The organism is Kitasatospora sp. NPDC114501 (genome assembly GCF_055633695.1).
In genome coordinates, this window is sequence record NZ_JBVKDS010000004.1 from 395082 (window position 1) to 418147 (window position 23066).

The window sequence follows — 23066 nt, forward strand, 5'->3', positions numbered from 1 at the left end:
GGGAGCGCCCGGGTACGTCCCCGGGCATGTCGGACGAGAAGAACCGCGCCGTGGCCGAGGCGATCCTCCCGCTGGTCGGTGGCGCCGCCAACATCCACTCGGTCGCCCACTGCATGACCCGGCTGCGGCTGGGCCTGACGGACCGCTCCCTGGTCGACACCGAGGCGCTGCGGGCGCTGCCGGCGGTCCTGGGCACGGTCGAGGACGACACCTACCAGATCGTGCTCGGGCCCGCCGCCGTCGCCGGGGTCACCGCGCGGCTCCGCCGCCTCCTGGAGCCCGCCGCCGCACCGGCCGGAGCAGCCGGACCGGGAGCCCGGGACGCCCCCACCGCCGAGGCGCTCGCCGGGCGCGGCGAGCGCCTCCGGGCCGAGGCCCGGCAGCGCAACGCCACCCCGGTGAAGCTGGCGCTGCGGCGGATCGCGAACATCTTCGTCCCGCTGATCCCCGCCCTGATCGGCTGCGGCATCGTCGCCGGCCTCTCCGGCGCCCTCGCCAACCTCGGCTGGGCGCCGGCCCTGGTCACCGCCCTGGGCCCGGTCTCCTCCGGGTTCATGTCCCTGATCGCCGTCTTCGTCGGCTACAACACGGCGAAGGAGTTCGGCGGCACACCCGTGCTCGGCGGGGCCGTGGCGAGTGTGATCGTCTACGCCGGGGTCGCCAAGGTGGAGGCCTTCGGGCACCACCTCACCCCCGGGCAGGGCGGGGTGGTCGGGGCGCTCGGCGCCGCGCTGCTGGCGGTCCACCTGGAGCGCTGGACCCGCCGGTTGGTGCCGGCCGCCCTGGACGTCCTGGTCACCCCCACCGTCACCGTCCTGCTCGGCGGGCTGGCCGCGCTGTTCGGGCTGATGTTCGTCGCGGGGGAGGTCTCCACCGCCATCGGCCGCGGCGCCACCTGGCTGCTCGCCCACGGCGGCCTGCTCGCCGGGCTCGTGCTCGGCGGCCTCTTCCTGCCGCTGGTCATGCTCGGCCTGCACCAGGCGCTGATCCCGATCCACACCACCCTGATCCAACAGCAGGGCTCCACCGTCCTGCTGCCGATCCTCGCGATGGCCGGCGCCGGGCAGGTCGGCTGCGCGGTCGCCGTCTACCTGAGGCTGCGGCACAACGCCCCCCTCCGGGCCACCATCAGGTCCGCCCTCCCGGCCGGCCTGCTCGGCGTCGGCGAGCCCCTGGTCTACGGGGTGACCCTGCCGCTGGGGCGCCCCTTCGTCACGGCCTGCGTCGGCGGAGCCGCGGGCGGCGCCTTCGTCGGGGCGGCCGGCCAGCTCGGCGACGCGGTGGGCTCCACCGCGATCGGGCCCTCCGGCTGGGCCCTGTTCCCGCTGCTGGCCGACTCGCACGGACTCCTGGTGGGCGCCGCCGTCTACGGGGGCGGGCTGCTGACCGGCTACCTCGCGGGCTTCCTGGCCACGTACTTCTTCGGCTTCACCCGCGAGACCCTCGCCGAGTTCGACGCCCCCGCCGTCACGGGCGGGAGCCCCGGATAGCCGCGGGCCGCCGCCGAGGTCCTCGGCGGCGGCCCGGTGCGGCCTGGGGCCGGGAGACCCAGCCGGTCCGGCCCGCCGGGCCCGGTGCCGCCGACCGGGTGCACCGGCGCGGCGTTCAGGCGAAACCGTTCGCGTGTCACCGCCGCCCGGCGCTCCGGCCCAGGACACTCCGAGGGCCGCACTGCATCCACAGATGAAAGGACCGAGGTGAAGCCCAGTCAGAATCCGGCGACCGCCGTCACCTGGAGACGCCGACTCGGCAGGGCGATGGGCTCCGCCCTGGCCCTGGCGCTCGTCCCCTTCGGCATGTCGCTCGTCGCACCGACGGCCGCCCACGCGGCCGGCCTGCCCGGAGGCCTCGGGCCCTGCCTGGGCGCGGACTGTCCGGCCACGTTCCCGCCGGTCAACAACGGCCCCTTCGCCGGACGCGACGCCGGCGTGAACATCTTCGTCGGCGGCGACTTCGACGTCAGGGGTTCGGCCGCGGAGGCCGAGGGGCATGTGGTGACCCTCGGCAACTTCGACATGAACAAGGCCGCCGGGGTCAGCTCGGTGTACAACATCGGCATCGTCGGCGTGGGCTCACGCGTCCCCCCGCCGGACGGCGCCGACTTCCTCACCGCCGGCGGCAACGTCACCGTGGCCCCGGGCCAGACCCTCCTGGCGGACGGGGGCGTGGTCCGCTACGCGGGCACCGCCACGGGCACCATCACCGGTACGAAGGTCCAGGACCCGCAGGCCGTGGCCGCCTACACGCCGCTGCGCGGCCAGCTGCAGACGGCGAGCGAGTGCTACGCCGGGGTCGGCACGCCCCGCCCCGCCACCGGGACCGCCGTCAACCAGGGGTACCAGACCCTGTTCACCGGTGACGGCAGCTCCGCCCTCCAGGTCTTCAACGTCGACTTCGACCTGGTCGGGAACGGGGGCGGCACCCAGGGCATCGCGTTCGCCGGCATCCCCGCCAACGCCACGGTGCTGGTCAACCTCGTGGGCGGCGCCCGCACCATCAACACCTACAGCGGCGGCCTGGTGGACACCGACCCCTGGAACCAGCTGCGCGAGCGCCTGCTGTGGAACTTCCCCACCGCGACGACCGTGACCCTCACGGGCTCGGGGCAGTTCCAGGGCAGCGTGCTGGTCGGCAACCCGGCCAGCACCGCCACCATGAACCTGCCCGGCCTGAACGGACGGTTCTTCACCACCGGTTCGCTGCTGCACAACTCGGGCTCGGGGATGACCGGGACCGAGTTCCACGCCTACCCGTTCAACGGCGACCTCCCGGAGTGCGGCAACCCCCCGGCGCCCACCGGCTCGACCAGTGTGACGAAGGTCGACTCCGTCACCTCGCAGCCGCTGGCGGGCGCGACCTTCCAGCTGTGGCGTGAGACCAACGACGTCGCGGGCCTGCAGACCTCGGGGACCACCCCGGACACCAAGGTCGGCGCCCCCTGCACCACCGGCGCGGACGGCGTCTGCTCCACGGCCGACCTTCCGCTGGGCACCTACTACTGGGAGGAGACCGCCGCTCCTCCCGGCTACGACCTGCCGCAGCCCGCGGTGACGACCGTGGTGCTCACCACCGGCGGGCAGAACGTGCCGGTCACCGTCCGGGACACCCTGAGCCCGGTCGTCGAGACCGGGTCCACCAGTGTGACCAAGGTCGACTCCGCGACCTCGCAGCCGCTGGCGGGGGCGACGTTCCAGCTGTGGCACGAGACGAACGGCGTGGCCGGTCTGCAGACCACCGGGGCCAACCCGGACACCGCCGTGGGCTCGCCGTGCGTGACCCCGGCGTCGGGTGTCTGCTCGGCGAGCGGCCTGCCGCTCGGCACGTACTACTGGCAGGAGACCGCCGCTCCTCCCGGCTACGACCTGCCCGCGCTCAACGTGACCACCGTGGTGCTGAACACCAACGGGCAGAACGTCCCGGTCACCGTCGACAACACCGAGACCGCCGCGCCGACCGCGTCCACCAGCGTGACCAAGGTCGACTCCGCGACCTCGCAGCCGCTGGCGGGGGCGACCTTCCAGCTGTGGCACGAGACGAACGGCGTGGCCGGTCTGCAGACCACCGGGGCCAACCCGGACACCGCCGTGGGTTCGCCGTGCGTGACCCCGGCGTCGGGCGTCTGCTCGGCGAGCGGCCTGCCGCTGGGCACGTACTACTGGCAGGAGGTCTCGGCCCCCAACGGGTACGACCTGCCCGAGCTCAACGTGACCACCGTGGTCCTGGACGCGAACGGGCAGAACGTCCCGGTCACCGTCCAGGACGCCAGGACCAGTGCTCCCGTCGGCGCCACCACCGTCACCAAGGTCGACTCCGTCACGGGGCGGCCGCTGGCGGGGGCGACGTTCCAGCTGTGGCACGAGACGAACGGCGTGGCCGGTCTGCAGACCACCGGGGCCAACCCGGACACCGCCGTGGGCTCGCCGTGCGTGACCCCGGCGACGGGTGAATGCGTCGCGGAGGGGCTGCCGCTGGGCACCTACTACTGGCAGGAGACCGACGCACCTCCCGGGTACGACCTGCCGCAGCAGGCCGTGACGTCCGTGGTGCTGGACACCGACGGGCAGCACATCAGGGTCACCGTCAAGGACGTGAAGGCGGTCGTCCCGACCGGCTCCACCACCGTCACCAAGGTCGACGCCGAGACCGGCCGCCCGCTGGCCGGCGCCGTCTTCCAGCTGTGGCACGAGACCAACGGCGTCCCCGGCCTGCAGACCACCGGGACGAACCCGGACACCATGGTCGGCGCCCCGTGCGTCACCGCGGCCACGGGTGTCTGCTCCGCGGACGACCTCCCGCTGGGTGCGTACTACTGGCAGGAGACCGTGGCGCCGCCCGGGTACGAGCTGCCGCGGCCCGCGGTGACCACCGTCGTCCTCGACGGGCGCCGGCCGAACGTCCAGGTCACCGTCAAGGACGTGAAGACGGTCGTCCCGACCGGCTCCACCTCCGTCACCAAGGTCGACGCCGACACCGGCCACCCGCTGGCCGGGGCGACCTTCCAGCTGTGGCACGAGACCAACGGCATCCCGGGCCTGCAGACCACCGGGGTCAACCCGGACACCGCCGTGGGCTCGCCGTGCGTCACCCCGGCCACGGGTGTCTGCTCGGCGAGCGGCCTGCCGCTGGGCACGTACTACTGGCAGGAGACCGCGGCGCCGCCCGGGTACGAGCTGTCGCAGCCCGCGGTGAGCACGGTCGAGCTGACCGAGGACTGCCCGTGCGTGGCGATCACGGTCGAGGACCGGCAGGAGTGCCCGCCGCCGCCGTGTCCGCCCACCCCCTGCCCGCCGGGCGACGACTGGCGTGAGTCCGTGCGCCACACGGCCGTGCCGGGTGCCCTGTGGGGCGCGAACGCCTGATCCGACGACCTGGCCGGAGGAGCCGACGGCGGCTCCTCCGGCCCGAAGCGCCCGGGGCCCGTGCCCCGGGCGCTTCGGCACGTCCGGTCCGCGTGCTGTCACGGCCCGGACGGCGTTCCGGGACGCCGTGGCCCTACGATGGCGCCATGAGCGGGAGCCTTCAGGTATCAGGTGCGCACCATGCGCAGGAGCGTCGGAACGACGAGCGGCTGGATGCCGCGGCCGGCATCCTGGCGCTGCTCGCGGACCGCACCCGGCTCGCCCTCCTCCAGCGGCTGAGCGCCGGTGAGGCCGACGTGACCACGCTCACCGAGGCGACCGGTGCCCCCCGGACCTCGGTCAGCCAGCACCTCGGCAAGCTCCGGCTGGCCGGCCTGGTCACCGCCCGCAAGGACGGCCGACGCGTCGTGTACGCGCTGCGCCACGGTCATCTGCGCCGGCTGGTCGACGAGGCGCTGAGCGTCGCCGACCACCAGATCGGCGGACTCCCGCCGCACGACTGACCCGTTCCGTTCGGGCCGTGGCCTTGAGGGGTGCGGGCCGCTTTTCGGTCAACACGTGCACATGCGTGCACATGTTGACCTATCCTGGTGGTGTCGTCCTGCCGTGCCCGGTCCGAGCGGGGGTCCCACATGCTGTCCGTGCTGCGCAACCGCACCTACCTGCACCTGTTCGCCGCCCAGATCGTCGCCCTGGTGGGCACCGGCCTCGCCACGGTGGCGCTCGGCCTCCTCGCGTACGACCTCGCCGGAGCGGACGCCGGATCGGTGCTCGGCACCGCGCTGGCGATCAAGATGCTCGCCTACGTCGGGATCGCGCCGGTGGTCACCGCGCTGGCCCACCGCATCCCGCGCCGGCGCCTGATGGCCGCCTCCGACCTCACCCGGGCCGCCGTCGCCCTCGGCCTGCCGTTCGTGACCGAGGTGTGGCAGGTCCACGTCCTGATCTTCGTCCTGCAGTCCGCCTCGGCGGCCTTCACCCCGGCCTTCCAGTCGGTGATCCCCGAGGTGCTGCCCGAGGAGCGGGCGTACACCCGCGCCCTGTCGCTGTCCCGGCTCGCCTACGACACCGAGAGCCTGGTCAGCCCGGCGCTCGCGGCCGCCCTGCTCGCCCTGATCAGCTACAACTGGCTGTTCTGGGGCACCGCCGCCGGGTTCCTCGCCTCCGCCGCCCTGGTGGTCTCCGCCGTCCTGCCCAAGCCGGTCGCGCCGGAGCGGGTGGAGCGGGCGGAGCGGGCGGAGGAGCGGGTGGAGGCGGGCGGGGGCGTCCTCGCCAGGTCCGTCCGCGGCACCCGGCTGTTCCTCGCCGTGCCCCGGCTGCGCGCGATGCTCGCCCTGGACCTCGCGGCGGCCGCCGGCAGCGCCATGGTGATCGTCAACACCGTCGTCTACGTCCGAGGCCGGCTCGGCCGTCCCGCCACCGACGTCCCGATCGCGCTCGGCGCCTACGGGGCCGGGTCGATGGCCGTGGCCCTGCTGCTGCCCCAGGTGCTGGACCGGCTCCCGGACCGGATCGTCATGATCCCGGCGGCCTTCGGGATCGTCGGCCTGTTCGCCCTGCTCGCCGCGTTCACGGCCGCCGGGCCGGGTGCCTGGCGCTGGCCCGTCCTGCTCGCCGTCTGGGCCGCCTTCGGTGCGGTCGGCTCGCTGATCCTCACCCCCACCGGCCGCGTCCTGCGCGACTCGGTGGCCACGGAGGACCTCCCCGCGGTCTTCGCCGCCCAGTTCTCCCTCTCCCACGGGTGCTGGCTGCTCACCTACCCGCTGGCCGGCTGGCTCGGGGCGGCTCTCGGCCTCACCGCGGCCTCCGCCGCGCTCGGCGTCGTCGCCCTGGCCTCCGGGGTGCTGGCCGCCCGCGCCTGGCGCGGAGTGCCCGGGCGGACGGCCCCGGTCCTGGCGCCGGTGGAGGGCGGGAAGCGGGACGCCGCCGTTCCCGGCTGACCGGTCGGGCGGCCGTGCCCGGTGGCCGGATCGGCGCCCTTTCCAATCGGCGGACAGCGCGTTATGGATGGTCCATCCGAAAGAGGAGGTGCCCCGATGAGCGCGGCCGGCAACGAGCACACCCCGGGTACGCCGACGCAGATGACCCGGTTCGACGACCTCTACAGCCGACCGGACCCCCGGTCGTACTTCGGCGTCCTGGGGGCGCTGGAGTACCAGATACCCCATCACGCCCAGCGCGTCTTCCGCGGCCTGCTGCCCCTGGCCGGCCTCCCCGGAGGTCCCGAGCACGCGGCGGGCCGCCCGGGCCGCGAGTCGGGGGGCACGGTCCTGGACGTCTGCTGCTCGTACGGCATCAACGCGGCCCTGCTCAACCACCGGGTCACGCTGGAGGAGTTGTACGACCGCTACACCTCGCCGCGGATCGCCCGGCTGACCACCGCCGAACTGGTCGAGTCGGACCGGAAGTTCTTCGCGGAGCGCCGTCGTCCGGACGCCGTACCCGTCATCGGCCTCGACATCTCCGAGCCGGCCGTCGCCTACGGGCTCGCCTCCGGCCTGCTCGACGCCGGGTTCGTCGAGAACCTGGAAACCGGCGCCCCCAGCCCGGAGTTGTCCCAGGCCACCCGGGACACCCGACTGATCACCGTGACCGGCGGGGCGAGCTTCCTGTCCGCCCGCACCTTCCGTCCGCTGCTGGAAGGCCGGCAGGAGCCGCCGTGGGTGGCCGCCTTCGCGCTGCGTACGGTCCCCTACCGGGGCATCGCCGACGGGCTGGCCCCGCTGGGCCTGACCACGGAGCGGGACACCTCCCGCACCTACCCGCAGCGGCGCTTCACCGACGCCGACGAACAGCGGTTCGCCGTCGCCGCGGTGTCCGCGGCCGGCGACGATCCCCGCGGCAAGGAGACCGACGGCTTCTTCCACACCGCCCTGCACCTGACCCGGCCCGCCGCGCAGGCGACCGCCCGTCCGCTGTCGGTCCTGCTGCGCGACCGGTGAACCCCGTCCGGCCCGGTCCTGCGCCTGTGGCGGCGTCCGGACGGGGCCGGACGCCGGGCCGGCTGGACGACGTCGAAGGTGGCCGTCATCGCCATGTCCCCGCGCCCGGCGGCGAGCGCGGCGGGGAGTCGGGCGCTCGCGTCGTGCCAGGCGAGCAGGTCGACGTCGCCGGTGACGGACAGCCCGGCCGGGCGGCCTGGACGAGCGTGTCGAGGAGGGACGCGCAGGTCAGTGCCCGCAGGAGCGTGACCGGGCGCCGATCATGCGGGCGGCCCGCGGGCGCGACGGTGGCCGTGCTCATGCGGCGCCCTCCGCCAGGGTGCGCTCGAAGTGCCGGTAGCCGTCCTCGACGCCCAGCACGACGTCCTTGAACTCGACGTAGCCCTGGTGGATCAGCGGGGTGTCCCGCAGTTCCTCGACCAGGTGGTAGTAGGCCGTCAGGTCCTCGGTCTCCAGCAGGGCGAAGTCGGTGAAGCGGGTCTGGAAGGCCTCCGCGTCGAAGAAGCGCGTCCGCACCCGGTCCGCGTACTTCGCGACCACCGGGGCGAGGTGGGTCTCGCGCAGGCGGTTGCGCTCGGGCCGGGGCAGCGCCAGCCACCGGGTGGTGAACGAGTAGCCGAGAACGATCATGTACATCGGATGGATCCCCCTGGGGTCGCGACGGGGTGACGGCCCGTTCGGCCGTGGCTGCCGCCTCGAAGTGCTGACGATGTAAGCTACAGCTGACACCGTTAACAAAGTCAAGCCGGGGAGACCGGATGCCCGAGAAGCAGCCCACCCGACGCGAGCGCCAGCGTGAGCGGACCGCCGCCGAGATCGTCGCCGCCGCACGCACCCTCCTCGCCGAGGAGGGCCCCACGGCGCTCACCCTGCGCGCCACCGCCCGGGCGGTCGGCATGACCGCCCCCGGCGTCTGCCGCTACTTCCCCGACCACCGCGCCCTGGTCCAGGCCGTCGTCGCCGACCTCTACCTCGACCTCGCCGCCGACCTGGAAGCCGCCCGCGACCGCCACCCCGACGCCCCGACCCTCGAACGCCTCGCCGACGCGGCCCGCGCGCTGCGCCGCTGGGCGCTCACCCACCGCGCCGAGTTCACCCTGATCTTCGGCAAGCCGGTCCCCGACGCCGGCACCGCGCCCGAGGACCCCGCCCACGACGCCGGCTGGCGCTTCGGCCAGGTCTTCCTCGGCCTGATGACCCGGCTGTGGCGCGAGGGCGTCATCCGCCCGACAGCCGTCCCGGACCCGGCCCCGTCGTGGTGGGCCCAGTTCGAAGACCTGCGCGAACACCTCACCGAGCCCGTCCCGCTGCCGGTGCTGGCCGCCTTCGTCCAGGCGCGGACCCGGATCTACGGCCTCGTCGCCCTGGAGGCCTTCGGCCACCTCGACTTCACCCTCGCGGACCCCGAGCCGTTCTTCGAACAGACCCTCCACGACACGCTCGCCGCCCTCGGCGCTCCCACGGCCGGACCGGCCGAGCGCGCCGGAGGCCGCCCCTGACGACGGGCCCTGCGCGATGGCGGTGCACGGCACCGGGCGGCGGGGGACAGGGCCCGGTGGGCAGGGCCCCGCCGCGGCGAGCGGGTGGCGGGAGGGTGGAGGCGTGGAACGTCCCGGTCAGGACAGCAGCTCCGCGGGGACGTCCGTGGCCCGGGTGAACACCGAGACCGGGTGCTGGGTGTCGCAGTACTTGTTGCCCGTGGAGACCACACCGATCACCACGCCGCCGACCACCAGCGGGCCGCCCGAGTCCCCCTTGCAGACGCTGTCCGTCGTGCCGGCCCGGGGGAGGCCGCAGACCTTGAGCAGCGGCGAGTCGTCGGGCGAGGTGTACGGGTCGTCCGAGCCGGTGCGTCCGAACCCCAGCAGCGTGGCCGTGCTGCCGTACCGGTAGAGCGCCGCGTCCCCCCGCCCCGCCACGCGGACCGTCCGCTGCGGCAGCGGCCGGTCCAGGGTGAGGACGGCGGAGTCGTGGTCCAGGCCGGGGGTGTACCGCGGGTCCACCCGGTAGGCCTTCACCCGGCGGACCTGGCCGCCGGAGCCGGTGAGGTCGGTCCGCCCGGCGACGACCCGCAGGGAGCCCGGGTCGGCCGACTCGGCGACGCAGTGGCCCGCGGTGAGCACCTTGGTCGGCGCGATCAGCGCGCCCGTGCACCACTGCTCGCCCGAGGCGGTCTCCAGGGCCACGACGGACGGGTGGGACCTGGTCGTGGTGTCCGAGCCGCCGTGGACGGCGGCGGCCGGTGCGGCCGCGGCGGCGATCAGCCCGACCGCGGCCGAGAGGACGGCGAGCGGGCGTCGGTTCGAGGTGCGCATGTGAGGGCTTCCTTCTGGGATCGGAGGGGAGGCGGCGGGGCCGGATCGTCCGGAGGTCGCGCCCGGTGGTCGTGCCAGGTGGTGGCCCGGCCGGTCGGCCGGGCCCGGCACCGGGTGCCGCCGGACCGCAGACTGCCCCGGAATCCGTCCCGCCGGCCAGCACCGCCGGGTGATCCGGGACGCTGGAACGACGAAATGGGCCCTGACCTGCGCGTTCGCCGCTGCGTGGAACGCCGCGACGGGACAGGGAAGCCGCCTGGAACGGGCTGATGACGGCGGGTGGGAACGCGTGGGCGAGCCCGACCGCCCGGCCCCCTCCGGGGGAGCGCGACCGGACGAACGCTCCCGGAAGGGCTGTTGACGGAGGATCAGGGCGACGAGCCGGCCGGTGGGGCCTCTGGCAGCCCCCGCACCCGGCGTGGATATCGTGGCCGACGCCGCACGCCGACTCCTCGGCGTGCGGCCTTCGTCACGTCAGGAGAGATCTGGGTGAAGTCCCCAATGACAGCGCTCCGGAGCGCCGCGGCCGTCGTGGTGGCCGTGCTCGTGGCGGCGCCCGCCGCCACAGGCTCCGCCGCAGCAGCTCCCACCGGAAGTCCGGACACCAAGGCGGTGACGTACCAGGGCCGGGTGTTCCGGGTGCCCGCGGCCTGGCCGGTGGTGGATCTGGCCGTGGACCCGCAGGCCTGCGTCCGCTTCGACCAGCACGCGGTGTACCTCGGTCACCCGGGCGAACAGCAGGTCTGCCCGCCGCGGTTGATCGGCCGTACGGAGGCCCTGCTGGTCGAGCCCGCCGCGGGCGCCGTAGCGGACCGGGAGGGGTCCAACCCCGTCGCACGGACGATCCGGGCGAACGACGGCGTCGTCGCGGTGACCGCGACGTACGAGACGGACCAGCCGCTGGTGCGGCGGATCGTCACCGACGCCGGGCTCACCCCCGCGCCGGCGCACCGACCGGAGCCGGCGCCCGCCGGATCCCCGACGGCCCCCGCCCCGCGGTCCGCCGCCGCCTCGGCCGCGCCGTCCGGCCAGGCCGTGACCGCACCGGCCGCGCCGTCGGCGGTGGCGTCGATACCCGCGTCGGCGACGAACTACACCGGCAAGGGGTTCGACGCCTGCACGGCGCCCTCCGCCGCCGCGATGAACGCGTGGATGACCTCCTCCCCGTACCGGGCGGTGGGCATCTACATCGGCGGCGCCAAGCGGGCCTGCGCCCAGCCGAACCTGACGGCCTCGTGGGTCCAGCAGCAGCAGGCCGCGGGCTGGGCCTTCATGCCGCTGTACGTCGGCGTGCAGGCCCCGAAGATCGTCTACCCCGCCACGGAGGGCGCCAACGCCGCCGACGACGCGGTGAGCCAGGCCCAGGCCCTCGGCTTCGGCCCCGGCACGATCCTCTACTACGACATGGAGGCGTACACCACCCCGCAGTACTCGGCCGCGGCGCTCGGGTTCCTCACCGCCTGGACCAACGAACTGCACGCCTGGGGCTACAACTCCGGTGTCTACAGCAGCTCCTCGTCCGGCATCAAGGACCTGGTCGCCAACGCCGGCAACAGCGCCTACACCATGCCCGACGCCGTCTTCAGCGCCAACTGGAACGGCAGGGAGGACACCGAGGACCCGGCGATACCGGCGAGCTACTGGTCCGACCACCAGCGTGCCCACCAGTACGCCTCGCCGCAGAACCCGGAGACCTGGGGCGGCTACTCGATCGGGATCGACCAGGACTACCTCGACATCCAGCTGACCGCCGCCCCGCCGTCCCAGACCTCCGCGTTCTTCCTCGGCGTGCGCCAGAGCTCGGGCGCCTGGCCCGGCTTCAGTCCGCTGACGGGCGGAGCGGGCGTGTTCCGCGGCTCGGAGGCCGCGATCGCCGGTCTGCCGGGCGGCTCCTCGCAGGAACTGGGCATCGGCCTGGACGGCCGGCTGTACCACGGTGTCCGCGCCGCGGGCGGCAGTTGGAGCGGCTTCGCCGCGCTGCCCGACGACGGCACGCCGTCATCGCGGCCCCGCCGGATCGGCATCGCGGGCCTGCCGGACGGCTCCGCACAGGTGCTGGCCGTCGGCGCCGACGGCAACGTCTACCACCGCACCCGCTTCGCCGACGGCAGCTGGTCCGGCTACGGCGCGCTCCCCGGTGTCGGCACCCCGACCATGGCGGCCGCGGACGTCGCCATCGCCGGTATGCCCGACGGGTCCGCCCAGGTCCTCGCGATCGGCAGCGACGGCAACGTCTACCACGAGACCCGCTTCTCCAACGGCAGTTGGAGCGGCTTCGCCCCGCTGCCCGGTGTGAACAGCTCCCGGATGGCGGCCCTGCGGGTGGCCATCGCCGGTCTGCCGGGCGGCTCCTCGCAGGTCCTGGTGATCGGCAGCGACGCGAACGTCTACCACGAGTCCCGCTTCGCCGACGGGAACTGGTCGGGCTTCGCGGCGCTCCCCGGCAACGGCACGCCCACCCTGGCCGCGCGGACGGTCGCCATCGCCGGTCTGCCGGACGGTTCGTCCCAGGTGGCGGTGATCGCCAACGACGGGAACGTCCACCACGAGACCCGCTTCTCCAACGGCAGCTGGTCCGGCTTCGCCGCGGTCCAGGGCCCGTACGGCGCGAGCACCTTCCCGGCCCAGCGCGCCGCCATCGCCGGCCTGCCGGACGGCTCCAGCCAGCTCGTGGCCACCCGGAGCTGACCGGGCCACACCCCACCGCCCGGCGCCCCCGCCCCGTCACTTCTTCGGGTGCGGGGGCGCTTTTCGCTGCTGAGCGAAGGTGACCGGAGCCTCCGGAAAGCCGGTACGGGTTTCGCGCGGGAACGGATACCGCGGCCTCGCGGTTCAGCGCTCGGGCAGGAGAATGCACGAAAGGGAGTTCCCAGGTCAAAGCCGTTCGGTGGAGCCGGAGTTGTGACGTGTGCACGGTATTCCAGCGGCTTCTCCCTGAATTTCGCCCGACCGCTTACGTGATGTGCGCAAATCCCTTCCGCCTGCGGATCGAATCTGACAGCATCGTCCGCTATCCGGCGATCGCATGCCGGTGATCGCTGTGTCGGTGTGCCCGTGCGGTGTCCGGCTGTGGCCGATGTCCGCCCGGATCGGATCGATGGCCTTCCTCATCGGACGCCGCCGTCGAGACGCGGCCAACCGGCCGCGCCACGTGGAGGAGATGTGACCACCCAGGCCGGCACCCGCGTGCCCGCCCCCGAGCCGGCGCCCGCGTCCGGGCCCGCGCCTGCCCACCGCCCCGCGCCCTGGATCCGCACCCGGCTGCGGGCCGACCCGCTGGCCGCACTGCTCATGGCGGCCCTGGCGTTCGTCACCGTCTTCCTGGCGGCGGCCTTCCCCCGCGTCGCGGACCGGGGCGCGGACACCGCGCTCCAGGACTTCGTCCGTCAGAAGGGCGTCAACCCGACCAGCCTGCAGACCACTTCCAGGACGCGGGACGACGACACCGCCGCCGAACTCGACCGGGTGCAGCGGCAGCTCGTCGAGCAGTTCGGCCGACGGCTGACGCTGGCCCAGCCGGGCCAGGCCTACGGGGCCCGCGCCCTGGGCGACCACCACATGGCCAATCCGGGGTACGCCCACATCTCGGACAAGGAGCCCTACCCGGTGCTCGGCCTGCTCTACCTGCCCGACCTGGCCGCCCGGGCCACCCTCACCGCCGGCACCTGGCCGACCCCCGGCGCCGTCGGCGATCCGCTGCCGATCGTGGTCAGCGGCAAGGCCGCCGAGACCATCGGCATCAAGCTCGGTGACGTCATCGACAACGGCGTCGACGGCTCCGGCGCCGCGCGGACCACCGTGGTGGTCGGCCTCTACCAGGTCAACGACCCCCAGGACCCGTTCTGGGACGCCCTCGGCTGCCCGGCCCGCGCCTGCCTGAACGCCAAACCCGACCACGAGCACTGGACGACCAGCGGGTTCGTCGCCGGCGGCAGTCTGCCCGCGATGCTCCGCTGGGGTCCCAACGCCGAGAACTTCTGGCGGCTGCCCGTCGACCCCGCCTCGCTGCACGCCGACCAGCTCGACCGGACCCGCGGCGTCATCAGCTCCTTCCTGGCCGGACAGGACGCCACCGCCCTGATCGACGCGACCAGGCGCGCCGACCTGCACACCACCTCGGGCCTGCCCGGGATCCTCACCCGGGCGGACGAGCGCTACCGGGCATCGCTGCCGCTCGGCGCGATCGGCCCGGCGGGCGTCGCGGGCGTCGCCACCGTGGTGCTGTGCCTGGCCGCCGCGCTCACCACCGACCGGCGCGCCGCCGAGATCCGGCTGCTCCGGGCTCGCGGCGGCTCCCGCGCGGGAGTGGCGCGACGGCTGATCGCCGAGGGCGCGGTCACCGTCCTGCCCGCCGCCGTGCTCGGTACGGCCCTCGCCCTGGCGCTGCTGCCCACGGTCCGGTGGGACCGCGCGGTGCTGGCGGCCCTGGCCGCCACCCTGATCGCGCTGCTGGCCTTCCCGGTGCGCGCGGCCCGGCTGTGGTCCGGACGGCGGCCGGTCGGCGGTCGGCGCCGGCTGGTCGGCGAGCTCGCCGTCCTGGCGGTCACCGTCGCGGCCGTGGCGGAGGTCCGGCGCCGGGGCATCGGCCACGGGACCGGGGTGGACCCGCTGCTGGTCGCCGCGCCCCTCCTGCTCGCCGTCACCGGCGGACTGGTGCTGGCCCGGATCGAGCCGGTGGCGGTCGGCCGGCTGGCCGCCCTCGCCGGCCGGGGCCGTGGCCTGATCGGCTTCCTCGGCCTGGCCCGGGCCGCGCGCGACGGCTCGGGCCGCCGCAAGCCCTCCGTGCTGCCGCTGCTCGCCCTGCTGATCGCCGTCACCACGACCGGCTTCGGCGCCACCGTGCTCGACACCGTCGATCACGTGCGGACCCGTGCCGCGCGCATCACCACGGGCGGGGACATCGGCGTCTCCCTGCCGGACTACGCCACCCTGACCGGGCCGTTCACCGAGGCCGCCGCCGCCCTGCCGGGCGTGCGGGCCTCGACCGGGGCCTGGATCGAGTCCAGGGCCCGCTTCGTCGGAGCCGACCAGGACGACACCGAGGCCTACCTGGTGGTGGTGGACGACCCGACGGCGTACGCCGAGATCGCCCGCGCCCTCGGCGTCGGCGAGTTCGACCCGGCGAAGCTGGCGGGGACGTCCGGCGGCCGGGACACCCCGGTGCCCGCCCTGGCCAGCCGCGACCTGGCCCGGCGCCTGGCCACGGGGCCGGCCAAGGTGCGCACGCCCAACGGCAACGACCTGCACCTCACCGTCGCCGGCACCGTCGGCGCCACCCCGGCGCTGCCGGACCCGGGCAAGCCGTTCGTCGTCGTCCCCGCCGGCCCCACCTGGGAACGGCTGCCGGGCACCAGGCGGGCGAACGAGTGGTTCGCCGTCGGCGACGTCGACCCCGACCGGGTCAGGACGGCCCTGCGGGACAACAGCGGGGCCCGGCCGGTCGGACTGGCCAAGCTGATCGCCGACAACGCCACGGCCGTCGGCAACGACACCCACGGTCTGCCCGCCGGCTACACGGTGCACAGCAGCCGGGAAACCGCCGCCGCGCTCGGCGACGACCCGCTCCAGCACGCCACCGAGCGGCTGTTCTGGTACGCGGCAGCCGCCGCCGCCGGGTTCGCCCTGCTGGCCGTGCTGCTGACCCTGCTGCGGGCCGCGCCGGACCGTACGGCGGTGCTCGCCCGGCTGCGCACCATGGGCCTGCGGCCCCGGCAGGGCCTGGCGCTGATCATCGCCGAGTCGCTGCCGCAGACCCTGGCGGCGGCCGTCGGCGGCGGCCTGGTCGCGGCCGTGGCGGTCGCCCTGCTGGGCGGCGCCTTCGACATCTCGACGCTGGTCGGCGCCACGGTCGGGGACGGCATCACCCCCACGCTGCTGCCGGTGCTGCTGCCCACCGTGGGCCTGGCCCTGCTGGTCGGGCTCGGTGTGGTGGTGGAGACGCTGGTCGCCGGCCGGCGCCAGATCGCCACCGAACTGCGGGCGGGGGAGCAGTCGTGACGGCCCGACCGGCGGCCCGGGCCGGGGCCGTGCGGACCGCCCCGAGCCGGCCCCGGCGCCCCCGCCGAGTCCCGCCGAGTCCCGCACCGGCCGACAGCGCGACGGCCGCGGCCGCGGTGGCTCACTGCGCGGTGAGGCGGCGGCCGAGGTCGTCCAGGTAGGAGGTGCCGTAGGCGTCGGCGAGGTCGTCCAGGTCGATCATCGGCGGGATGTCGATCACGGGCTGGCGCTCGACCAGGAAGGCCACCGTCTCGTGGACGATCCTGGCCTCGTCGGCGCCGGTGACCTGCGGCTGGTCGAGGACGCCGTCGGTGACCCGGATCCGGGTCTCGGCCTCGGCAGCCCCCTCGCGTACCCGGACCAGGTGCTCGTGGTCGCCCAGGGGCTGGACCTGGATCTTGATTCGGCCGTGGAGCTCGGCGAGGTCGGTGGGGTGGCCGTCGAAGGTCTTGGCCATCAGGAAACCGGGCGGGGCCGCGTCGGCGCAGTCGCCCAGCAGCTGGATCATGACGTCGAGGAGGACGGACTTGCCGTTCTTGCCCTGGCCGTAGAGGAGGGCATGACCTGGGCGCCGACGTCGCCGCTGATGGAGTAGCCGAGCAGCAGGTGGAGGAAGTCGCGGGTCTGGCGGCCTTCCTTGTCGTCGCCGAAGGTGTCGGTGAGGAAGCGGTCCCAGCGCGGGGTGGGCATCCGGGCCGGGGCGAGGGTGGTCGAGCGGGAGTGGTGGTGGACCTTCGGGTCCGGCGGGACGATCGCTCCGGTGCGCAGGTCCACCACGCCGCCGGGGGTGCACAGGGCGTAGGCGTCGGCGTCGAGGAGGGCGGCGTTGAGGACCATGCCGGGGGCGGACTTCGCCTGGGCGAGCATGGCGTTCATTCCGGAGGTGGACAGGGCGCGGCGGCGGTGCCGGCGCAGGTCGGCGTTGGTGTAGACGCCGCGGGGGTCGTGGGTGGCGACGCTCTCGGCCATCTCTCCGGCGGCCCACAGGACGGTGTCGTCCTCGTCGAGCTGCCAGCGGTGGGTGGACCAGCGGTACCAGCCGATGCCGGGGACATGGCGGTAGTCGCGGCCGTAGAGGTGGACGAAGAGTTTGGCGTTGCCGCGGTCGGAGAGGGAGTCGGGCAGCAGGCCGTGGGAGCTCGCCTGCGGGCCGGCCTAGGCTTGGGCGGCCCGGGCCGCCGGTGTGCTCTGTGCCGCGAGCACGCTGTGGTGTGGAACGGCGGCTGCGGGGGTGTCTGGAGAGTGTCGTTGGGGGAGTCGAGGAGACTCTCCTGGACAGCGGCGCCCTGCCAGGGCGCAGGCGAGGGGCCGGGCAACGGCGGGTACTCCAGGATCTGCTGGGCTGCGGCCACGGGATCGAAGACCGTCCTCTTGCGGGAGCTGTCGGTCATCCGCGGCCTTCCCGATGTGCAGGGGCTGCCGCGCGCCGGCGGCGAGACCGGAACGGATGAGGGCGGAGCTGTGCCGGTCCTGGCTGGGCCGGGCGGTGCGGGCGGCGTCGAGGAGGAGCCGCTCGGCGGCGGTGTGGGTCAGGTGGCCGGCGGACACGAGTCCTCCGACGGTGTAGGCGGCCCGGTTGAGCTTGCCGGTGAAGCCGGCTCCCTCGGGCGTGGTCGCGCAGTCGGTGACGTCCTGCAGGACGGTGTCGAGGACGCGTTCGGCTCCGCGCTTGCCGCCGCCCGCGGCCACGACCGCCTGGCGGGCACGGTCGGGGACGGGGGCCTGGACGGGCGGCTGGGCGTCCTGTCTGTCCTTCAGGTGGCCGGTGCGGACGAGTTCCTCGGCGAGCCACCGGGGGAGTGGAGCCGGGGTCCAGGCGCCGGGGAGGGCGGTGTAGGTGCCGGCGCTCGTGGTGGTACCGGGGGCCACGATGTAGCCGCCGTGGGCGCGGACGTCGACCTGCCAGGCCAGGGCCCGTCCGGTGGAGGAGCCGGTGGAGCAGGTGAAGCCTCGGTGGTCGTCGTCCCGGTACCAGACGTGCAGGCCGCCGGAGGGCGTGCGTACGCGCAGCGTGGAGGCGTCGTCCGCGGGGGAGGGGGAGCGGCGGAGGGCGGCCAGCAGCGCGAGCGTGTGGTAGCCGTTCTCCAGGCCTTCGAGGTCGACGTGCTCGTGGATCGGGATGCCGGGCAGGAGCAGTCCGCGGGGGAGTGGGGGGATTCCTGGCAGGCCAGGCAGTTGGCGGGCGGGGTCTTGCGGCCGGGGGCCAGCGGATGGACCGGCCAGGCCTGGGCGGCACACCAGCGGGCGACGGCCAGCGCGTCCGGCTGGCGGCCCGTTCGGTCGCTCCCCACGGCCTGCGGCGCCGTCACGCGGGTCCCTCCCCCTTGGTTCAGTAGCTGCTGCAGCTGCTTCGGTCGCTCGGTAGCTGTCCGACGTTCGGTCGCTCGTTCAGTCGCTGAGGGGCGAAAACCCAGGTCAGGGCACTGGTGAGCGCCGAATCAGCGACTGAAGCTCAGCGACTGGGGCTACCGAGTCTCTCGCGCCCGGTCGCCCGGCGTGTCGCGCGCGTCAGGACCGCGCGTGAGCGCCGGGTTCGGTCGCTTCAGTCGCTCCGCACCGGCCCGGAAGGCACTGTGCCCGCCACACTGGGACTGCCGTTCGCCGGCAGACCGGTGTCCGGGGAAGCCGCCGCTTCAGTCGCTCCGGTCGCCCGCCCGTGCCCGCCGGAGCACTGGTGATGTGCCGGGAGGTCTGACGGCACCCAGCGCACCACGACAGCGACGAGTGGGTCGCTTCGGTCGCTGAGGCTGTTCCCCGGGAACGGTCGCTCCTCGAGCCCGTCCCCAGCCAGGAATTCCCAGCGACCCGGGTACGGAGATGTCCGATGTCGGTGGCCGCGCAACTCCCGAAAAGCGACTCAAGCGACCGAGGCCGGGACACTCCGGTCCGGTGCCCCTTCGTCAGGGAATCCGCTTCCGTACCGTCAGCCCCGTCTGGTAGACCTGACCGCGGTGACGCCATCTCCCGTTCGACGGGACCCGCGTCACCATCCCAACCGAACCACCGAACTCCCCGCCGCGAGCGGGGGAGTCGAGCCGTGGAGGACCACGACGTGTCCGTCGTCGCCGTGTACGTTCCCGCTCCGTCGAAGCGGAACTTCCAGATCGGCCTGCGCGAGTCCATATGGGGCTGGAAGCGCGACACCGCCGACAAGGCGGGCACCCCCGAGATCCTGGCCGCGCTGAAGCCCGGCGACTACATCCTGTTCGGCCACCGGGGACCGAACGCCCGCGTCCCCGCCGGCGGATGGGCCGACGCCGTCCTGCGCGAACTGGCCGTGGCCCAGGTCACCGGGACCGTCTACCCCGACCAGCGCGAGGTCTGGCCCGACGACACCTACCCCGTGCGCGTCCCCCTCGACGTCCTGGACCTCGAGTCCACCGTAGCCGGAGCACAGCTCGGGGCCGTCGCCATGGAGTCCTTCCGCCTCTCCGCCAACAAGCAGGGAGCCCCGGTCCCCGTGGCCGACCCCGAGGTCATGACCCGGCTGGTCGACTCCATCGAGCACCGACCGACCTCCCCCGAGGCCCCGGCCACCGAGCAGCCGCCGCTCCCCATCCCCTGGCACGGCCCGACCTCCGCCCAGAGCCAGGACCGCTACCTCGACCTGGGCGACAACCTGGACCGGGCCGTGGTCACCTTCGCCCGCCGCGAACAGGCCCGGCTCCGCCGCGAGAAATTCAACGGGGCCGGCTCCATCCGCTGCGACCTCTGCGGACGGACGCTTCCCGCCGGGCTCGTCCGCGCGGCGCACGTGCGCAGGAGGTCGCGGTGCAACCTCGAACAGCGCTCCCACCTCGCGAACCTGATGGCCGCCTGCCTGCTCGGCTGCGACGCCCTGTTCGAGGACGGCTTCATTCAGGTGTCGCCCGAGGGCATCGTGGAGGTTTCACCCAAGGGCGCCGCCTCCGCCGACCTCCTCACCGTCGCCAAGACCCTCGAAGGCCGACGCTGCACCGCCCACACACCGGAGAGCGCGGAGTACTTCGACTGGCACCGGAACCACTCCGCCGCGCCGTCGGCCGTCCAACCCGCCTCGACCGGACCTGGCGCACCCGCCCTCTGAACACCACGCGGGGAGGGCGCCGACGCCTCGAAGCCCTCGCCGCCGTCGGCGCCCTCCCCGCGACGCCCTGTCAGACGCCGGTGATATGTATCGGTCATGTACGTACACCGGGGGGTCATCGGCGACGTCGTACGACGGGCCGCGCAGCCGGAGTTCATCGACACGTGCGTGGCGCGGTTCGAAGCCCTGCACGGCGCGGACCCGAGCCGGGAGGAGGTCGGCAGCTGGCAGCGCAGCTGGCCGGTGCTCCTCGACGCGCTGGTCCGCGCCGGGCTCGGGGACCTTGCCGTACTCCTGGAGTTCTCACTCCCGGCGACGGGCGAGCGCGTCGACGCCGCCGTCGTCGGCCAGGACGCGGACGGCGTCCTGACGGTCGTGGCGGTCGAGCTGAAGCAGTGGACGCGGGCGCGGCCTTCGCCAGGACTCCCAGGGTCGCTGGAGGTCGGAGGGCGGACCGTCTCCCATCCCGCCCGCCAAGTCGGCGGCTACGTCCACTACCTGCGGGACTGGGCCGTCGGCGGCAGCGGCGTACGGGCCAAGGGCACGGTGGTCCTGCACAACGCCCCCGCCGACCTGATCGACCTCCTGCGGACCATGGCGCCCCCCGGCGGACCGAGCGCCGAGTTCCCCCTCCTGGGCCGCGACGACCTCGCGAGCAGCGTGCCCCCAGAGGACCTCGCGCTGCGCCTCGGCTGCGCCGGACTCAGGCCCGCACCGCAGGACGCCGTCGACCGGTTCCTCGAAGGCCGCCACCGGCCCTCCGAGCGCGTCCTGGAGCGGCTGGCCGCCAGCATCGAGAACCGCCGCCGGTTCTACCTCATCGGCGAACAGGACCGGGCCCGCCTGGCGATCCTCGACGCCGTCAGACAGGCGGCCGCCGACCGGACCCCCGCCGACGGGGAATCCCGGCCGGGCGCTATGGTCCTCGTCACCGGCGGGCCCGGCACCGGCAAGACGGCCATCGCCGCCCGCGTCATGGGCGACCTGTGCGGCACGCCCGGCAGCGACCCCCGCCTGCTGACCCCCTCCGGAACCCTCACCCGCCAGCTCCAGCGGCTGCTCAGCGACGACGCCCGCGGCCTCGTCGCGACGTTCAAGAACAAGAACCCCGGCGGTCTGGACGAGAACAGCGTCGTCCTCCTCGACGAGGCCCACCGCGCCGCCACCTACCCGGACCAGCGCGGACCCGGCTTCCCCATCGTCCTGCGCAAGCTCCTCGAACAGGTCGCCGTCCTCGTCCTCTTCCTCGACGAGCGCCAGATCGTGCGCCCCACCGAAGGCCTCAGAGCCGACGAACTGGAACACCACGCGCACGCCGCCGGGGCGAGGTTCCGGCGCATCGACCTCGACACCCAGTTCCGCTGCAACGGCTCCCAGGCCTACCACCACTGGGTCGACACCCTGTTCTCCGAAACCGGCACCCCACCACCATGGAGCGGCAGCGGCTACGACCTCGCCCTGGCCGACGACCCCCACGCGCTCGCCTCCTGGGTCGACGGCCACACCGCGCGCGGCCACGGTGCCCGGATCACCGCCGGCTTCTGCTGGCCCTGGAACGCGGCCGACGTCCCCCCGCTCGAACCGGAGGTCGCCATCCGCTGGCACGGCCCGGACCACGACGAGCGCTCCTGGGCCCGCCCCTGGAACCTGCGCGCCGAACAGCCCGTCCCCGGCTTCCCCGACGTCCCGGCCCGCCCCTACTGGGCGACCGACCGCGGCGGCCACGACCAGGTCGGCTGCATCTACACCGCCCAGGGCCTCGAATACGCCTTCGGCGCCGTCATCCTGGGCCCCGACCTCGTCCGCCGCCGCGACCGCTGGCAGGCCCACCCCGAAGCCAGCCACGACGCCCGGCAACTGCGCACCCTCCCGCCCGAGCGCTACCGGTTCTACGCCCTGAACACCTACCGCGTCCTCGCGACCCGGGCCACCCGCGGCACCCGCCTCTACTCCACCGACCCCGAGACCCAGGCCTACCTCGCCTCCCTGCTGCCCGGCTCCTGACGAGGCGAGCACCCGGGGACCGAGCCGTGAGCCGGACCCGGGACCGCTCCCGGCCCTGGTCGGCGGGCAGCCGGCCGGCCCCGAGCGCGGCCAGCAGGTCGTCCAGGCCTGGCCCAGCCGGCCGGCACCCGTCCCACGGCTGCCCCGACGACCTGCGCGAGGGCGGCTTGTCGGTGGCGTCGTGTCGGATAGGCGTCATGACCGTCCACGACCTCGTCGCCGCCCTGCCCCCACCGCACGACCTGCGCGCCCGCTGCCGGGCGGTGGCAGTGCTCGACACGATCGTCTCCGTGCCGTACGCCCCCGGCCACAGCTTCACCGTCGAATGGCGCCCGGGCGTCGATCTGGCCTTCATGGACAACGGCTCCGGTGACCAGTACGCCGTAGTCTTCGACCCGGCCGGCGTGTTCCTCTACGGCTTCGACCACGAGAGCGACGCCACCCCGTGGCGTGAGGAGAACCGCGCCCACTGGCCCGGACTGCTCGATGGCCTGCCCGCCTCGCTCGCGCCCTACGCACGGGCGGAGGAATTCCTGTTCGACGGATTCTTCGACGCGACCGTGTGCGCCTGGTACGAGACCGGATCCACCGCCTGGCGGTGCGGGCCGGTCGAGTTCGCCGACGGCGACACGGACGGTGCCGACCGGCTGTTCCACCCCCTCACCACGACCGACGGCGCCTGGGCCTTCACTGCCTACGCCGAGGACCAGTGCGAGCACACCGTCGACGAGGAGGCCGTGGCGGCCGTCCTCGAGGGCGCCCCGCTGGACCACCGCACGCTCACCGCCCTCTCGGCCCACACCGACTTCGCCACCATCGCCGGCGAAGACCGCGCCCTGGGCTGCCCCGTGAAAGACAGCTGACGGCCACCCCCACCCCCACC

General features: G+C 74.3%; 14 protein-coding genes and 1 pseudogene. 11 read left to right on the forward strand and 4 right to left on the reverse strand.

Going from position 1 to position 23066, the window contains the following annotated elements; genetic code table 11:
• Nucleotides 1–26 precede the first annotated feature (26 nt).
• From ACZ7RU_RS10915 to ACZ7RU_RS10935, 5 genes are all read left to right on the forward strand, one after another.
• Nucleotides 27–1490: a PTS transporter subunit EIIC gene (locus tag ACZ7RU_RS10915; RefSeq protein WP_470340562.1), complete on the forward strand. Its 1464-nt coding sequence runs from the start codon at nt 27–29 to the stop codon at nt 1488–1490.
• A 207-nt stretch (nt 1491–1697) separates the two neighbouring features.
• The gene (locus tag ACZ7RU_RS10920) at nt 1698–4859 is read left to right on the forward strand and encodes a SpaA isopeptide-forming pilin-related protein (protein WP_470340563.1); all 3162 of its coding nucleotides are present in this window, start codon (nt 1698–1700) and stop codon (nt 4857–4859) included.
• A 146-nt stretch (nt 4860–5005) separates the two neighbouring features.
• Nucleotides 5006–5362, forward strand: coding sequence for an ArsR/SmtB family transcription factor (locus tag ACZ7RU_RS10925; protein ID WP_470340564.1), 357 nt, complete (start codon nt 5006–5008; stop codon nt 5360–5362).
• Nucleotides 5363–5491: 129 nt separating this feature from the next.
• A complete protein-coding gene (locus ACZ7RU_RS10930; RefSeq protein ID WP_470340565.1) occupies nt 5492–6799 on the forward strand; it encodes an MFS transporter in 1308 nt (435 codons plus the stop codon).
• 96 nt (nt 6800–6895) lie between these two features.
• Nucleotides 6896–7801, forward strand: a complete 906-nt coding sequence (locus ACZ7RU_RS10935; protein WP_470340566.1) for a hypothetical protein — start codon at nt 6896–6898, stop codon at nt 7799–7801.
• Between the two features lie 297 nt (nt 7802–8098).
• Here ACZ7RU_RS10935 and ACZ7RU_RS10940 read toward each other — a convergent pair whose 3' ends face one another.
• On the reverse strand, nt 8099–8437 hold the full coding sequence (locus ACZ7RU_RS10940; protein WP_470340567.1) for a darcynin family protein: 339 nt from the start codon (nt 8435–8437) through the stop codon (nt 8099–8101).
• A 122-nt stretch (nt 8438–8559) separates the two neighbouring features.
• Here ACZ7RU_RS10940 and ACZ7RU_RS10945 point away from each other — a divergent pair, with 122 nt between their 5' ends.
• Nucleotides 8560–9300, forward strand: coding sequence for a TetR/AcrR family transcriptional regulator (locus ACZ7RU_RS10945; RefSeq protein WP_470340568.1), 741 nt, complete (start codon nt 8560–8562; stop codon nt 9298–9300).
• A gap of 117 nt (nt 9301–9417) precedes the next feature.
• Here the strand turns inward: ACZ7RU_RS10945 and ACZ7RU_RS10950 are convergent, their stop codons facing one another.
• Nucleotides 9418–10116: a S1 family peptidase gene (locus ACZ7RU_RS10950; protein WP_470340569.1), complete on the reverse strand. Its 699-nt coding sequence runs from the start codon at nt 10114–10116 to the stop codon at nt 9418–9420.
• Between the two features lie 501 nt (nt 10117–10617).
• Between ACZ7RU_RS10950 and ACZ7RU_RS10955 the strand changes: the two genes are divergently transcribed.
• Complete coding sequence (locus ACZ7RU_RS10955; RefSeq protein WP_470340570.1) at nt 10618–12804, forward strand: glycoside hydrolase domain-containing protein; 2187 nt, start codon at nt 10618–10620, stop codon at nt 12802–12804.
• Between the two features lie 474 nt (nt 12805–13278).
• A complete protein-coding gene (locus ACZ7RU_RS10960) occupies nt 13279–16113 on the forward strand; it encodes a hypothetical protein (protein ID WP_470340571.1) in 2835 nt (944 codons plus the stop codon).
• 349 nt (nt 16114–16462) lie between these two features.
• Here ACZ7RU_RS10960 and ACZ7RU_RS10965 read toward each other — a convergent pair.
• Both ACZ7RU_RS10965 and ACZ7RU_RS10970 read right to left on the reverse strand, forming a co-directional pair.
• Nucleotides 16463–17241: pseudogene (locus ACZ7RU_RS10965) on the reverse strand (DNA primase); the annotation flags it as partial.
• A 27-nt stretch (nt 17242–17268) separates the two neighbouring features.
• Nucleotides 17269–18351: a bifunctional DNA primase/polymerase gene (locus tag ACZ7RU_RS10970; protein WP_470340572.1), complete on the reverse strand. Its 1083-nt coding sequence runs from the start codon at nt 18349–18351 to the stop codon at nt 17269–17271.
• A gap of 799 nt (nt 18352–19150) precedes the next feature.
• Between ACZ7RU_RS10970 and ACZ7RU_RS10975 the strand changes: the two genes are divergently transcribed.
• The 3 genes from ACZ7RU_RS10975 to ACZ7RU_RS10985 all read left to right on the forward strand — a co-directional run bounded on the left by ACZ7RU_RS10975 (nt 19151) and on the right by ACZ7RU_RS10985 (nt 23046).
• Entirely contained in the window at nt 19151–20179 is a 1029-nt protein-coding gene (locus tag ACZ7RU_RS10975) for a hypothetical protein (RefSeq protein ID WP_470340573.1), read from the forward strand.
• Nucleotides 20180–20275: 96 nt separating this feature from the next.
• Nucleotides 20276–22183 carry a DNA/RNA helicase domain-containing protein gene (locus ACZ7RU_RS10980; RefSeq protein WP_470340574.1) on the forward strand — a complete coding sequence of 636 codons (1908 nt, stop codon included), beginning with the start codon at nt 20276–20278 and terminating at the stop codon, nt 22181–22183.
• 197 nt (nt 22184–22380) lie between these two features.
• A complete protein-coding gene (locus tag ACZ7RU_RS10985) occupies nt 22381–23046 on the forward strand; it encodes a hypothetical protein (protein ID WP_470340575.1) in 666 nt (221 codons plus the stop codon).
• The last annotated feature ends 20 nt before the right edge of the window (nt 23047–23066 follow it).